General features: G+C 36.4%; 8 protein-coding genes, 3 pseudogenes and 1 other annotated feature. Of the genes and pseudogenes, 5 read left to right on the forward strand and 6 right to left on the reverse strand.

What is annotated here, in order from left to right; genetic code table 11:
- Window positions 1-160 precede the first annotated feature (160 nt).
- The 4 genes from TOL5_RS20185 to TOL5_RS20200 form a co-directional block, all read right to left on the reverse strand.
- The gene (locus TOL5_RS20185) at window positions 161-2,413 is read right to left on the reverse strand and encodes a DEAD/DEAH box helicase (protein ID WP_228740299.1); all 2,253 of its coding nucleotides are present in this window, start codon (window positions 2,411-2,413) and stop codon (window positions 161-163) included.
- Window positions 2,385-3,680 (reverse strand): ATP-binding protein, encoded by a 1,296-nt coding sequence (locus tag TOL5_RS20190; protein WP_221260596.1) that lies wholly within the window; start codon window positions 3,678-3,680, stop codon window positions 2,385-2,387. The genes TOL5_RS20185 and TOL5_RS20190 overlap by 29 nt, the downstream gene beginning before the upstream one ends.
- Complete coding sequence (locus TOL5_RS20195; protein ID WP_221260597.1) at window positions 3,677-6,841, reverse strand: TerB N-terminal domain-containing protein; 3,165 nt, start codon at window positions 6,839-6,841, stop codon at window positions 3,677-3,679. The genes TOL5_RS20190 and TOL5_RS20195 overlap by 4 nt, the downstream gene beginning before the upstream one ends.
- Window positions 6,842-6,951: 110 nt before the next feature.
- Window positions 6,952-8,171 (reverse strand): IS3 family transposase gene (locus TOL5_RS20200; RefSeq protein ID WP_221260599.1). Its coding sequence is split into 2 segments (ribosomal slippage): window positions 6,952-7,895 and window positions 7,895-8,171, totalling 1,221 coding nucleotides; the frame shifts between segments, so codons are not numbered across the junction.
- Window positions 7,777-7,896 (reverse strand) — a sequence feature (AL1L pseudoknot). Its footprint overlaps the gene before it by 120 nt.
- A 52-nt stretch (window positions 8,172-8,223) precedes the next feature.
- Between TOL5_RS20200 and TOL5_RS20205 the strand changes: the two genes are divergently transcribed.
- The 5 genes and pseudogenes from TOL5_RS20205 to TOL5_RS20225 all read left to right on the forward strand — a co-directional run.
- On the forward strand, window positions 8,224-9,420 hold the full coding sequence (locus TOL5_RS20205) for a hypothetical protein (RefSeq protein ID WP_228740300.1): 1,197 nt from the start codon (window positions 8,224-8,226) through the stop codon (window positions 9,418-9,420).
- 13 nt (window positions 9,421-9,433) lie between these two features.
- Window positions 9,434-10,105 carry a gamma-mobile-trio protein GmtX gene (gene gmtX, locus TOL5_RS20210; protein WP_221260600.1) on the forward strand — a complete coding sequence of 224 codons (672 nt, stop codon included), beginning with the start codon at window positions 9,434-9,436 and terminating at the stop codon, window positions 10,103-10,105.
- Between the two features lie 128 nt (window positions 10,106-10,233).
- Window positions 10,234-11,952 (forward strand): hypothetical protein, encoded by a 1,719-nt coding sequence (locus TOL5_RS20215; RefSeq protein WP_221260602.1) that lies wholly within the window; start codon window positions 10,234-10,236, stop codon window positions 11,950-11,952.
- A 389-nt stretch (window positions 11,953-12,341) separates the two neighbouring features.
- Entirely contained in the window at window positions 12,342-13,364 is a 1,023-nt protein-coding gene (add, locus tag TOL5_RS20220) for an adenosine deaminase (RefSeq protein ID WP_221260603.1), read from the forward strand.
- Between the two features lie 170 nt (window positions 13,365-13,534).
- A pseudogene (locus tag TOL5_RS20225) lies at window positions 13,535-14,814 on the forward strand (hypothetical protein); the annotation flags it as partial.
- A 69-nt stretch (window positions 14,815-14,883) separates the two neighbouring features.
- Here TOL5_RS20225 and TOL5_RS22560 read toward each other — a convergent pair.
- A pseudogene (locus tag TOL5_RS22560) lies at window positions 14,884-15,014 on the reverse strand (IS5/IS1182 family transposase); the annotation flags it as partial.
- Between the two features lie 9 nt (window positions 15,015-15,023).
- Window positions 15,024-15,110, reverse strand: a pseudogene (locus tag TOL5_RS20230) (IS982 family transposase); the annotation flags it as partial.
- Window positions 15,111-15,162: the final 52 nt, after the last annotated feature.

The raw sequence follows: 15,162 nt of genomic DNA on the forward strand, positions 1-15,162 counted from the left end.
ATGCAACAAAGCCCTTATAGGTGTTGTTCAAATTTACGGAGCCATCTCTATACAATATAAAAGGAGTTGCTAACTTATAAATAAATCATTATAAAATTTGACCAAGAGAACCCTTAGCTAAATAACTACCCAAATTCTAAATATAGATAGCTATAGAAATTTAATTGCATACTTTATTAATATTAGTTTCCTCTAAAACTTTTACTAGAAAATCCATAGCCAACTCAATTTCCAAAGCAACCGAGGCATAAGATTTATCAAGAACAGTCTTCGGAAGTGCCCAATCCCACTTTTCGCTTTCAAGGTTTTTAACCTCTTTCAATAATTGAGCAGGCGTTATAATCCCGTTAGAAAGTAATTTCTTGACAGTAGCATGTAGCATAGATTTTTTTGAATTTGAAATGCAGATATGTACACCTTCATTTGAAGCATCTAGCCCTAATGATCCTAGCATCAATACTAGCGTATTATTCACCCTATCCCCTTGCCATGTAAACAGAAGAGTACTTCCACCCATTTCCCTTATAAAGGTATTCTCTAAATTAGATACTCGAAAATATTCCCTAGCTTCTGCCAGCATTTTTTGTGCTGTGGCATCCAAAAATGGAATCTCTTGACTATGTAAGAGTATTTCTTTCATCCTTTGTCGAATTCTACTATGTACCATAGCTGTACCAGTGTTTTCAAAATAAGGAATAGCTCCCCCTTTGTCCGGCATCACCATTATTATTTTGGCTTCTGAATTAATTTCTAGTACACGCCACCTACGTCCTGCAAAAATTAACCCCATATTAGGAGTCAACGGATTTTTAAGTGAAATCGAACCAAGGGACTTTCCGTTGGACTCTATTCGATATTCTTCATTGGAAATAAAAGCACTGTAAAACTCATAGTGATTTACTAACTTTTCTCCTAATTCACCATGCAACAATAGTCCAGAGCTTTCTTGAGTGATCAGCTTTTTTTGACCTAAATATCGAAGCAATATTATAAAATCATGCTTTTCTATATTTGAGAAGGGTCCAGTTTCAACCAAAATACTCCATAAATCATTAGCACTCGCACCACCCTTTTCAGCGATGACTGACAGTATTTGCTGAACTAGTGTTGAAGCGTGAAGCCCTTTAGCTTGAGGAGGCTCAAACCAATTTTCTATCAAAAGAACAATCATCGCTATAGTTTGTAATAACCCTTCATGAATACAATCAGAAAAACCAGACTTATCTGTAATTTCAGGCTCAATACAATAATTTCTTAATATAGCAGCTTCACCTTTTCTTCTACCCGAGCGACCTAGCCGCTGACGAAGACTCGCAACTGAAGGTGGAGAGCCAATTTGAGCAATGCTTTGGACTGCACCAATATCAATACCCAACTCAAGAGTGGTAGTGCAAATCGCTGTTGCTGGACGTGACTTGTCTTTTAAAGCTTTTTCGGTTTCCTCTCTTATTTCCTTTGATAAATTGCCGTGATGAGGCCAAAAAACATTCGGAGTTTTATCTAATTCACACAAATGACGAAGATAATCAGAGTATTTTTCTACTTCTTGACGTGAGTTTGGGAAAATCAAATTACTTGTATTTCTTAATGAGGCATAAAGATGTTTAGCGATAGCTTGTGTAGAACCTATTTGAAATGATGCATCTATTGAGGATTTAGAATCATCTTTTTCATTTACAGACACGGTATTGATATAACCTTTGACAAGAACTTTGAGTGTCTGACCCTGATTTCTTGATACAATAATTTTGACTCTTTCAGGGTTCTTATTCCTAAGAAATTCAGCCGCCAAACTCATGTCACCGAGAGTTGCTGACAACCCTACTCGTGACACAACTTTCTGTGAAGCTAATTCAGCTCTGTGCATTAATGCTTGAAGTTGCTTTCCCCTTTCCACACCTATGAAGGCATGCAATTCATCTACTACTATATATTTTAGATTAGTAAAAAGACCTGCAACAGAAGTTCCACGATTAACAAATAAGGCCTCTAGAGATTCAGGAGTGATCAATAATATTCCATGGGGTTTTTTCAAAAATTTTTGCTTCTTGGATTGCGCGATGTCTCCATGCCAGCCAATAACTGGTATATCCAATGTTTCACAAAGGTCTGAAAGGCGATCCCATTGATCATTAATAAGAGCTTTCAATGGACTGATATACAGTACCACTCCTTTATTATTATCTTCATTCAACAAGTGCGTTAAAATTGGAAAGAAAGCAGCCTCTGTTTTACCAGAGGCTGTAGCAGCAGCAATAATCACATCCTGATTAGCACTAATCAATGCTGGAATTGCTTGGTTTTGAGCATCTCTTAGACTTGACCAACCTTCTGACCAAATCCATTGTTGGATACGTCTATCAAGTAATTCAAATCCAGATTGTTCATAGTTGGAAGCTGGCAAATTCATCATCACCCTCTACAGCATGTTCAAAAACTCCGCCATGGTCTACCTCAATTTGTAACTCACCTATAAGCTCTTTCCAATCAATTCCGGGGTTTTGCTCAAGAACAGACAACAAGTTAATAAAGGCAGTAATGGTTGTCCGAGGAGTGCGGAAATAAGCATCTCCTAGACGAGTGGCACAATGAGCCATAAATGCAGGAATAGCTTCGTCTGGTAAACCATATTTTTGTTGATCACCCAATGCATATACATGACGAATCTTTTGCATCAGCACATATAAATCTTCAGGAGTAAGACTGGATAACCTTAAAACTGGTCCAGAATAATCAACTAAGCCTGAACGTACAAAGGAGTTTTCTGCAAGACGAGATTGCAAAGCAGCATAACTGTAAAGCCCACGACGTGTATCTAATAGGAATTCTGGGGTTCCACCTAAAATAAAGCCTAACCCCTCTACAGTACCTTGTAATGAATCATTGAGGATTCGTAAGATCTGCTCATAATTCGCATTACGTGCCTGTGTATTTGAAAGCTTGTACAAATTAACCAACTCATCAAGACAAACTAGTAAACCACTGTATCCAGCTAAGCGAACAAAACGGGAAAGTAATTTAATTTGATCATATATTGATGCATCATCAACAATTGTTCGTACGCCTAATGCTGCTCTAGCATCAGTTTTAGTGGAAAACTCTCCACGCAACCAACGTATTGCATCAGCTTTGAGTTGTTCATTTCCCTCGTCAAAACCTTTGCAATATGCTGCAATTACTTCTGCAAAATCATAACCATTAACCATTTCTGTTAATTCAACAAGATGTGCATGAATAACTTCTTCATTAGTCCTTCCGGAAGACTTAGCTTCTGATTTAGCCTGAGCAATAAACTTCTCAACAATCCCTTGCAATGCTCCACCATCAGGTTTTGTTCGTGTGGACATATTCTTAGTTAGTTCAGCATATAAAGAGCGTGCTTGACCTCCTGAAGCATAAAGCCTTCTGTCTGGATTTAAATCTGCATGCATAGTGACTAACTTTTTTTCCATGCCTATTGCTCGAATAAGATTTAGAAAAAAGGTTTTACCCGCACCATATTCACCAATAACAACCTTAAATGTCGCTCCACCCTCAGCAATACGATCAATGTTTTGAATAAGAGCTTCAATTTCCTTCACACGACCAACTTGAATAAGATGTTGCCCTATCCGAGGTACAACTCCTGCACGTAGTGATTGGATAACAGCATCTCTATCTTTTGCTTTTATCGTACTCATATTTCTATTTTCTCTAATAAACTCTGGTTAACTTCTAAAGGATCATCCCCCTCAATAATCTGTTCACCCAGATTATCAAGCGCTGACTCATTAATATTTTCAAGGGCTCCATCTAACATCAAATCAAAATCAGCTGCTAAATTTAATAATTCATCTCGACTCCACTGAGGACGGGTGATCAATCGATGTAGGAATGCTGAATGATCAATATCTAATCCTAATAAACTATGATTATTCTGTTGTTCATCAACTTCTGACTCAATTGCTATCTCTGTCTCTGCTTGTATTGCTTCATCTACAAAAACATTTGCCAACAAATTAGAAACAAGTGCAGTTTCTTTTTGTAGACTAGCAATACGTTCAACATCCAATTTGAATTTGGTTGCATTATCAGATGTAGTAAAAACATTTCTCGTTGGCTGAAGTTGTATGTTCGTAGATGAAACATGCAAATCTTTATAAACTTGTTGTTTCTCTAATTGTAGAACCACATAGATTCGCTCCAAAAGTTTCACTTCAGCAGGTTCAACCACCCCATCCACTTGAGCCAATTGAACCAGAATTTGAGCTATAGATCTTCTATTTTCACCTGATAATAATTCTAATTTTTTCTTTAAACTCATCAAAGAACTAGGTTGTTTAATCTTAAGTTGTAAAAATGCTTTTAAACGCTCGTGTTGCTCAGGACTTAAATGCACCCAAGATTCTATTTTACGCTTTAGTAATTCAAGCTCTATTTCAGAGATCTTTCCATCGGCTAAAGCCACAGCACTTGCCAAGTCCAAAGTTACATTCGCCACATGATAAGCTGGTTCTGTCCTAAAATTAACATTGGTATTTCTTATTTTAAACAATACTATCAACTCATCGGGCTTTAGTACTTTTGACCCAATAAATATATCGGGCTCAATCCCTAATCCTATATTTTCTAGGTTACGTACCAGTTCAACAAATTGATTACGAGATAACAGCACATTACAGCCCAACTTCATCAAAAAGGTTTTCAACTCAATAGCTAATGGATTCTGCGAGGTTTTTTCCTTAAACTCTTCAATCACAGCTATTAACTTTTCAGGCCAAAGATTTATTGGTAAAAACAAAATAACATCAGATGTACTCACAGAATCTGGATTTCGCCCAAGATAACGACTATAAGGTTCTAACTGTTCTGTAGTCTGATCAACTAATGCCTGTAACTTTTTAATATGCTTTGATACTGCAGATACATCAGGAAGATCATCGATATTTTTTGATAAGTTTCTTGAAATAGCAGATGATGCGGGGAAATAGGTAAGCTTAAGCTTAGTGCGATTGGGAGAAAGTACAAAACCATTACCATAAGTAGCCTGATAGTTTTGTTTGAATAAAGCTGCAAAATAATCAGCACAACGTGTTACTGGTGTTCGTTTACTAATATTACGGTCTATTAAAACCCAAGCAAGTGCCCAATCTACCGGTAATGGATATTTATCAACTACCAGTTGTCCTAATGCTATACGATAACTTAATGGAAGTTCATATGGAGTATTCAATATTTCAGAAGGTTGTTTCAAATAGCTTTGTGCAACAACCGTATCAAAAGACACATAATCTATAAATCTTAAAGCATAACCTTTAAATGAACCATTACTTCCATAGATGGATAATAACCTGGTTACTTCCTTAATAATATCGGGTATTTCTTGTTTAGCTTGTAAATCTGTTTGTGCATCTACTAGAGCACGTCGTTCTAACCCATAAAAAAATAGAAAAACATAACCAATATCAGCTATTGGATTAGATCGTCCACCTGCCAACCAATCCAAATATGCACGCCTTGCTTTAGGAGAGATATGAGTATAACTAGGCCAATATCCTATTAAACGTTCGGCTATATCTACTTTACGACTTGAAATTGATAATGATACATCAATAAAAGAAGGTTCAGTGTTGAAAGAAATGTATTGCCTTTTAGTTCCTAGATAAAACATTCCACCATGTATAGTGAATCCATTTATTTCGACATTCTTGTCTGAAGAAACCCATACTGGATCTATTTGCTGATATATCTCTGGTGCAGATGGTATGATTTTTTCATTTATATGATTTTCAGATTCTAATTGGAATGTCACAAAATTTTCTTCATCTCCAATCTGATTTAATTCTGGCTGGCTTACGCTAGCATTTGACTCTAAATTCTTTGAAGATTGCTCAGGCTCATGGGAAGAAAGAATCGAATGAGATACTTTGGGAATAAGTGAGATGATTGTTTCATTGAAATCATTTTTAGGTTCTAATTGGAATGTCACAAAATTTTCTTCATCTCCAATCTGACTTGAGTCTGGCTGGCTTACGCTAGTATTTGACTCTAAATTCTTTGAAGATTGCTCAGGCTCATGGGAAGAAAGAGACGAATAAGATACTTTGGGAATAAGTGAGAGGATTTTTTCATTAAAATCATTCTTAGGTTCTAGTTGATATATAGCAAAATTTTCTGCATCTCCAATCTGACTTGAGTCTGACTGTGAGATATTTTGTTCTGATTCGAAGTTCTTTTGATATGATTCAACCTCCAAAGAAGCTTTGTGTTCCTTAAGTAAATCTTGAACTGGGGTATTAGTCTGTATTAATTGCAATCTTTGCGTTGCTTCAAATGCTCTCTGCTGTGTTAAACATAATAAAGCTAACTTCAATGTAGAGATTAAACTTTGTTTTTCTTCAAATAATTTCTGCTGTTTTAACAATAACAAATCTATTTTCAATGTAGAGATTAATCTTTGTCTTTCTTCAAATACTTTCCGTTGTTTTAATAATAAAACCGTCTTCAGTGCAGAGATTAATCTTTGTTTTTCTTCAAATAATTTCTGCTGTTTTAACAATAACAAATCTATTTTCAATGTAGAGATTAATCTTTGTCTTTCTTCAAATAATTTCTGCTGTTTTAACAATAACAAATCTATTTTCAATGTAGAGATTAATCTTTGTCTTTCTTCAAATACTTTCCGTTGTTTTAATAATAAAACCGTCTTCAGTGCAGAGATTAATCTTTGTCTTTCTTCAAATGTTTCTCTTTTTTTTAACACTTCCTCTTGTTTAGAGCCCCCTTGGACAGAAGACTCCAACTGTTTTTGTTGAGTAATAAAGATATGTTCATAATCAACAACTTCAGATGTAGAAGACACAATTTTCCATTCGGATTGATTAGCTGTCTGAGCTAGAAGTACTGATGTAGACTCTGTTTCAATAGGAATATTGAACCGTACCGGGTTTGTCGGAGAGTTTTTTATTTAAGTTAGGCCACCTGACCTAACGGGTTAATCTTATCATAGTACATTGCTTCAAAATCAAAAGGTGATACATAACCTAGTGCACTATGTACACGCTCTTTATTGAACCAATCTACCCAATTTAGTGTCGCAAGTTGTACATCTGCTAAACCTTGCCAATCTGCTTTTAGATATTCAATCACCTCTGTTTTGTATAAGCCATTCACCGTTTCAGCCAAAGCATTATCGTATGAATCACCAGTCGTACCGACTGATGCTCGTAAATTTGCTGCTTCTAAACGATTGGTATAGCGAATGGAAAGATATTGCACACCTCTGTCGGAATGATGAATCACATTCTTTGGCATGCCTCGATCATGCAATGCTTGCTCTAATGCATCGAGCACCATATCTGTATTCATTCGTGTAGATACTTTCCATCCAACAATTGCTCGTGAGAACACATCAATAATAAATGCAGTATAAACCCAGCCTGAATTTGTTTGAATATACGTAAAGTCACTCACCCACAGTTGGTCAGGATGATCAGCAGTAAAATTACGTTTCACTAAATCATCTGCTCGTTTTTGGTCATCTCGGCTACGGGTGGTTTGTTTGTTCTTACCACGCCAAACACCTTGTATACCTAGCTTTTGCATCAATCGAGCAACTGTACAACGTGCAATAACATAACCCTCACGTTTCAATTTTTGCCAAACTTTACGTACACCATATCGACCTGAACTTTCTTTCCAAATACGTTTGATTTGCTCTGCATGATGCAAATCATGCAGAGCACGTTTCGCTCGATGTTCTGGGTTATCAACGAGATCTAAAGCCCGATAATAGGTCGAAGCTGCAATCGGTAAAATTCTACAAATCGCCTCGACTCCGTACAGCTCTTTATTATTATGGATAAAATCCACCATTATTTGTGTGGGCGGTCGAGCTCCGCCTGGGCGAAAAAAGCGGCTGCTTTGCGTAGAATCTCATTGGCGCGTTGCAGTTCTTTATTTTCGCGTTCGAGTTGTTTGATACGTTCTTGGTCTGAAAGCTGCTGTACTTTGATTGGATTCTGTTGATTCAAATACTTCTGATGCCAGGAACGTAGTGTTTCAGGAGTACAGCCAATCTTAGGTGCAATTGCTGTGATTGCAGCCCAATTCGATGGATAATCTTTTTCAGATTCAATCAATAATTGAATCGCTCTTTCTCTGATTTCAGGGGTATATTTTGGTTTTGTCATTGGGACATTCTCTCAAGAAAGTTGGTCTCCGACAAACCCGGTACGGTTCATCATGGATGCAAAGTTGCCTCTACCTGTAGTTTCAAAACTTTTAGCTGGTCATTCACGAATCCTAATGACTGTCTATTATACAAAACTAACCCCCGCTGTCATGAAAGAAAAGATGATTGAAGCTGAAAGTTTACTTGATGCCAAGTCACAAGAAAGTATTCAGACTTTTCTTAAAGATGCAGAATTGCGTCAAATCCAATCAAAAATGGCCTATAACGATCAACAAGCCATTGAAGACATAATAGTTAACCGCAACCCATTAGGATGGGAAAATCGTCATCATGGATTATGTTTGGCTGGAGGAAATACTGTTCGTTCAGATGAAAGTTATGCGCTAGCAGGTTGTTGGAATGGCGGAGAACTAGTTGTTACAAGAGGAAGTGCAAATAGTATCTATAGCCCTGTACCTCATGGCTTAGAAAACTGTGTACGTTGTCGTTGGTTTATCACGGATGCTCGATACTTGCCTGCTCTTAATGCTCACCTTAACTTTATGAGCTACAAAGCACATGAATCTGCCCAATTAGCTGTAAAATTAGAAACTGAAATAGAAAAACTAGAGGAATTTAAATATGAAGCAGAGATAAATAATAAACCATTCATCAAACATAATGAATTACAGTCACTTCAACGTAGATATGAAAAACAATTAGTTGAAGCCGATGAATATGTAAAAGATTGGATAGCAACTTTCAATATAATTCGTCGGTTAATTGAAATTGAGCAGAATCGCTGTGAAACTGATTTTAAAAATAAGCTCATTGCTGTTGGTTCTGAAAATGATATTAAAATTGGTTTTATGGATACAACTTCAGACTTATTACATCTCTCCTTATTATGTGAGGATGCGGAAATATATCCTGACTTACTTGATGAAGTGAAAAAAACCTCCGTTATTCAACAAAGAACTCAACATCTTTGTCAAATTATGATGCGTAAAGGATATTCTCCATATCTCTTAATGTTAGATCAAGATCATCAACTTATTGCAGCAAATGCAATGATGCGCCAAATGGCTCTTCAAGCAAATCCGAGCGATAAACTAGAGGGATTCAAAAAAGTAACAAGTTACCTAGAACTAGGTCAATTTATGCAAAATAGTAAGTTACTTGATGTCGGTCTAAAAGCATTAGAACATCAAATAGATATGCCAAGCAAAGGTATCCCCATTAAGTCTTTAACTAGCAATACGAAATAAGGTGAATTCTAAAATGCAAATTGACATTAATACGATTTTAGAAGACTTGAAAAGAGATAAAAGCGAACGTACGCAAATATCTTTAGATAAGCTTAATGCTCTTTTAGAAAAGAGGTTTAATACAGAAAATAAGGATTTCTCAATAGCAACGATAGGTCGTGCTTCTAAAGCAGAGGGTGGTGTTGGCGAAGTAAGTATACGGAATAAATCAGGCGAACATTTTCGCCTTCTTATCGATGCTTGGGCAACTAAAGCTAAAACCACAATGAAAAAGCCACCTTTAGCCCATTCAAGAAAAAATGAAACGCCTTCAGATATGGAACTTTTAAAAAGGTTAGATGATCCTGCATTACGTGCAGTATTTGGTCAAATAATTGCTGAAAGAAATAAATATAAAACTGAAAATAGCATACTCAAACAAAATAAAGAAGTCACTATTGATATGCGACCAAACTCTATAGCTAGCGCCCCAAATGCACAAACAGCAATAGAATTATTACCTGCCTTAGATGGCATATTGGTTAACAGTGAAATCGAAGCATTAAAGGATGCTATCAATGAGAGTAAGATAGCTAGTAAAGGCTGGACTGTTACAAGTCATGGTGCGGTGAAAGATGAAAATGGACGCTTAATATTTAAGACTGGTTTTTTATTAGCCGTTAAGAAAGTATTGTCTCAATTGTAAATATAAAGTTTTTGAAAATAATTCTATTTGTAGTTATTCAAAAATGAGTTTTTTCTAAATAGTGCTATTGATCTATTTTTCTACATATCTGAATATTGAATGAGTTAACTCATAATTAGGATTATTCAATGTTACAAATATGTTCAGGGAAGTTGTTTAAGAATGGGATAGGTCTAAGGAATAATTTAAGAGGTGTAATTTACACCAATTTAAGGTTTAGTCGTGATCAAAAAATAGAAACTCCAGCAGGTTCACTTTTATCAATTTCAAACTTTCCTGAAACTAATGCTGCTATTTATGAAATTGAAGAGTTAATGGAAGACTTCGGAGATGGACCTGGGGTATTAGTTTCACATGGTATATCTTTTTTTATACTAGATTTTTCATCTATTCTATCTTTTACTTTAAATTGTACAGCTTCCCCTAGTTACCACCTCACTGACAGATTACTTGGCGATCAACTTGGTGTTACTACTCATTCAACGCCAAGGGAAGTAGTAAAACAAGTATTTGATAAAAATATTTACTGCCAACCTGAAGATGAAAACTTCTTAGTTAAATTCACTAAACAGTTAATAGGATTGGATAGAAAAACCTATTTAGGTGTCATGAGTTCAATCAGAACCTACGTAACTGGCATGCAACGTATTGCAGATGATTTTGAATTAGCCTATACGCTACTTGTTGCATCTATTGAATCACTGGCACAAAATTTTGATGGACATCAATCCACATGGTCAGATTATGATTCCAAGAAAAAGAAGCCCCTAGATAGAGCTTTGAATGGTGTTGACGAAATTATAGCAGATAGAGTTAGAAATGCGATCCTGTTAAATGAACACACGGCTCTAAGCAAACGATTTATAGAATTTTCAATTAAGCATATTAATTCAGCATACTATAGAGAAGAAACCGAAAATATAATTAATCCCATATCTCGTTTTGATCTCCCAACTGCCCTAAAAAATGCGTATCAAGCTAGATCAAAATACATACACAACTTACACAAACTTCCAAAACCATTAGATAGGCCAACTAGGTATACAGAAACCTGTAGAATAGAAAATAAAACATGGCTCACTTTACAAGGCTTATCGAGACTAGCAAGACATGTTTTGATTGAGTTTGTTATGCGACAAACCACAATTGAGAAAGAACAGTATGACTATCATCTTGAAAGATCCAACATCATGCAAGTTGAATTAGCACCTGAATATTGGATTTGGCAACTTGATTTTAGTCGTGGCTCTGGTAGCCAAAAACTAAAAGGCTTTCTTTCTCAACTAGCTAGCTGTATGGAGCATGTGCCAAATTCATCGGTAACAGAATTAACTGAAGTACTAGATGAAGTCGAGAGAAAAATAGATTCCTTTCAAAAAGAGGATAAACGTGCATACATAGCTCTTTATATCGCTTATTATCACTTTTTTTCAGATCCTAACAAAAGAGAAAAACACCTAGAATTTATAAAATGTTATGAAAAAGAAATATTAATATCTTGCACAGAAGGTTTAATAATAATTCATTTATTAAATCTTACTCCTAGCTGGGATCTACAGTCCCATTATGATTGTATAACTCGATACTTTAAAGAAAGAGATCATAAAGGTAAAATTCGTTTTCCAAAGATATTTGAAGTGGGCATGATACTTCAATTAGCAGAGCGCTATCGTCTAAATGATGATGAGGCTAAGGTAATTGAATTGATTGGAATGGCTGTTGAAAGCTATCCTGAGCATGCTGCACTTCGACAATTTGAGAAAGATTATAAGTTAGAGTCACGTACAATTGCTTGGGGAAAAATCCTCTCTCCTCCAAAAGACCCTGAAACCAATAAAACTGAATAAAAGAAAAAACTGGCTAGTTAATTTTATTAGTCAGTTTTTGTATATTTATCTTATATATATAAAATTATAATTAAATATAAATAATTTAAAAAACATGATCTTATATGGGTTTTATTGTTTTTTATATATTATTAACTAGATATATACTTAAGGACGGTGATTCCTACTGCTAGATCATGCCCAAGCACAAGTATGTTCTTAGCACTGTTCAGGTCCATCAGCGGGGATAGAACAATACTCCATAACCCATTCAATAAAGGCTTATCTCTTTTAAAATATCGCCTTCACTACGGCATATATGATTATGCAGTAGCCGAATGAATCCACTTGCGATTATGCTGCGAGCACATCACGCTTTTCTGACTAGATAAACCCTTAGGTGAATAATAATGATTGATAAAAATATCCCGCTCACCGATTTACACCGCCACCTCGATGGCAATATCCGTCCGCAAACCATTTTAGAACTGGGGCAGCAATTCCAGATTCAACTGCCTGCCAACACCCTGCCCAAACTACTACCGCATGTTCAGGTCATGGATAATCAGCCAGACCTGCTGAGCTTCCTAAACAAACTGGACTGGGGCGTGAAAGTCTTGGGTGATTTGGAAGCCTGCCGTCGTGTCGCATGGGAAAATATGCAAGATGCAGCACAACAAGGTTTGGACTATGTCGAACTGCGCTTTTCACCCTTTTATATGGCGATGAGCCATCAACTTCCACTGGCTGGGGTAGTCGAAGCCGTGATTGATGGCGTTCAGCAAGGCAGCCGTTACTTGGATCTTCCTGCTAAGCTCATCGGTATTATGAGTCGTACCTTTGGGCAGGCTCGCTGTCAGCAAGAACTGGATGCCTTACTGACTCATCGTGACCAGATTACCGCACTAGATTTGGCAGGTGATGAACTGGGCTTTCCAGGGGAACTGTTTATTGATCATTTCAAGCGAGCTCGTGATGCAGGCTGGCACATCAGCGTCCATGCAGGTGAAGCCGCTGGTGCAAGCAGTATTTGGCAAGCGATTCAAACCCTCGGTGCAACCCGTATCGGGCATGGGGTGAAAGCTGTGGAAGATGCAAAATTACTAGATTATTTAGTTAAATATCAGATCGGGATTGAGTCCTGCATTACCTCAAATCTGCAAACCAGTACCGTTGCCGATATTGCTCAACATCCGCTTAAAACCTTTCTTGAACATGGCATTTTAGCCACGATTAATAGTGACGATCCTGCGGTTGAAGGCATTGATATTCAACATGAATATTTACACGCAGCACCACAGGCAGGCTTATCCGAAGCACAAATCCGACAAGCGCAGCAAAACGGTTTGAGCATCGCCTTTTTATCCGCTCAGGAAAAACAGCAACTTCAAGAGAAAGTATCGCAGCGTAACGCCTTTTCAGGAATCAATTAACCACTTGCTCTACTATCAGCCTATTTTTTTTATACGAACCATAAACTAGAAACTGCTGTTCTTAGTTTAAAAAAAATTTATCACCTGCAAGAAATTATTGAAGCTGCTCAACGTGAGTAACTAGGACGACAAATGGTTTGTAATCTTTTAGATATTGCTCAGTTAACTGATTAATCGCTTTCACGAAAAAAGTTAAGATTAGCAATTTACCGATCACTTCATATATCAATTCAATTGCGCAATTATCTGAATCGCAGACGCATGCAAAAAATTGGAATATTCTAGTTTTAAAAGCGGCCATTTATTTAATTGCTCTTCCTGAGCTCAAGCCAGATCTTTTTAAACAAGCACACACAGAACACTTCAATACCGTAAAGCGCTTATTTCAGCGTTTTAGAACTGCAAATAAAAACTTAGATACTGAAAAAAATATCATAATACAGAAGAGTATCAACGTCTCTGGAGTACCTATCTTCAAGATCCAACACAGAGCTTAGAACAATTTATTCAACATCTGATCACATTAGATACGGATGAATTGCCTGAGTTTGATCGCAATCTACTCAATGATATTCGCATTACTTTTAACTACGTTTTAAAAAACAAAGCGAAGATTGCACGTGCAAGTATCGATACACAGCTTCAACATCAGTTTCTTGATGAAGAACAATTCATTGAAGAAAGTATCGAAATCAAAAAAGGGGCTAAATCTAAAGCACTAAATATAGAAACCTTAATTGATGAGCCGATTAATCGGCAAATTGTTATCAATCCAACTGACGTCACACCACTCGCAGCACACTCAGAAACGAGTCAAAGCTATGTTCTACCGCTTGTTGCAAAACATATTCAACGCAAAGAACATTTACTCACGTCAAGTAGTTTTTTCCCGAATCCATCTAGCGTGAACCATCTACTGAAAAGACTTCATGTGGACTACTCTGAACATCAAAATAAAAGTGCTTTGATCCTAATGCTCGCATTTTTAACAGGCAACAGTGTGAATGAGTGGCTATATATACAAAGCAAGCGAGCTAAAAACTTAAATAACCGGCAAAAATTGATCCATAAAAATGATCAGTTCTTCTTAAGCAGTAAATTTAATGTATTTGAGAACCGTGATTTTGAGTATTCATACAGCTTGCTCAATCAGACAATCTATTTAGATATTCCAATCCCTGATTTATTCATTGAGGATCTCCGCAAAATGGATTCGGTTAGTATCGATGATATACAGCAATATTTACGAAAATTAAGACAAAAATTATTGATTCCAAAACTGTCTGTCATAAAGGTGAGTTCTCTACTGCATCACACGGTTCTTGCAAAAACAGGGAATAAACAACTTGCAGACCTAGTTACAGGGATTGATGCAAATCAGTAATCATCTGTTTCTTATTGTCATCAGAATATCCCTCGTTTACATGCACAATATATTGATTTTTATAAAATTTATTAATTAGCAAAGACTTAGAAGTTATTAAATTAGATAAAAAACAGCACTAACTAGGGTGTGTCCTCATTTGGCTTTGCACCAAATAAATATGCAGGCTATATGGATCATAGATTTATAATTGCGTGCTAGTTTATCAAATCGAGTGCAATAGCACGGAAATGTTTTAATCTCGCAAAAGCATTTTCAACTAAATATCAATGACGGCTTTGTTTGAGAAATTTCCAATAAGTTGCTTCAAATTTCAGAAAGAAATCATCAATTACGCAGAATAATTCGGTACTATTGAACATCAGGACTAGGGCTTTAGGTTTTGTGTGGTAACTCAACTGATGGCTCTAGTCC

This window comes from Acinetobacter sp. Tol 5 (genome assembly GCF_019702905.1).
Lineage (GTDB): Bacteria > Pseudomonadota > Gammaproteobacteria > Pseudomonadales > Moraxellaceae > Acinetobacter > Acinetobacter bereziniae.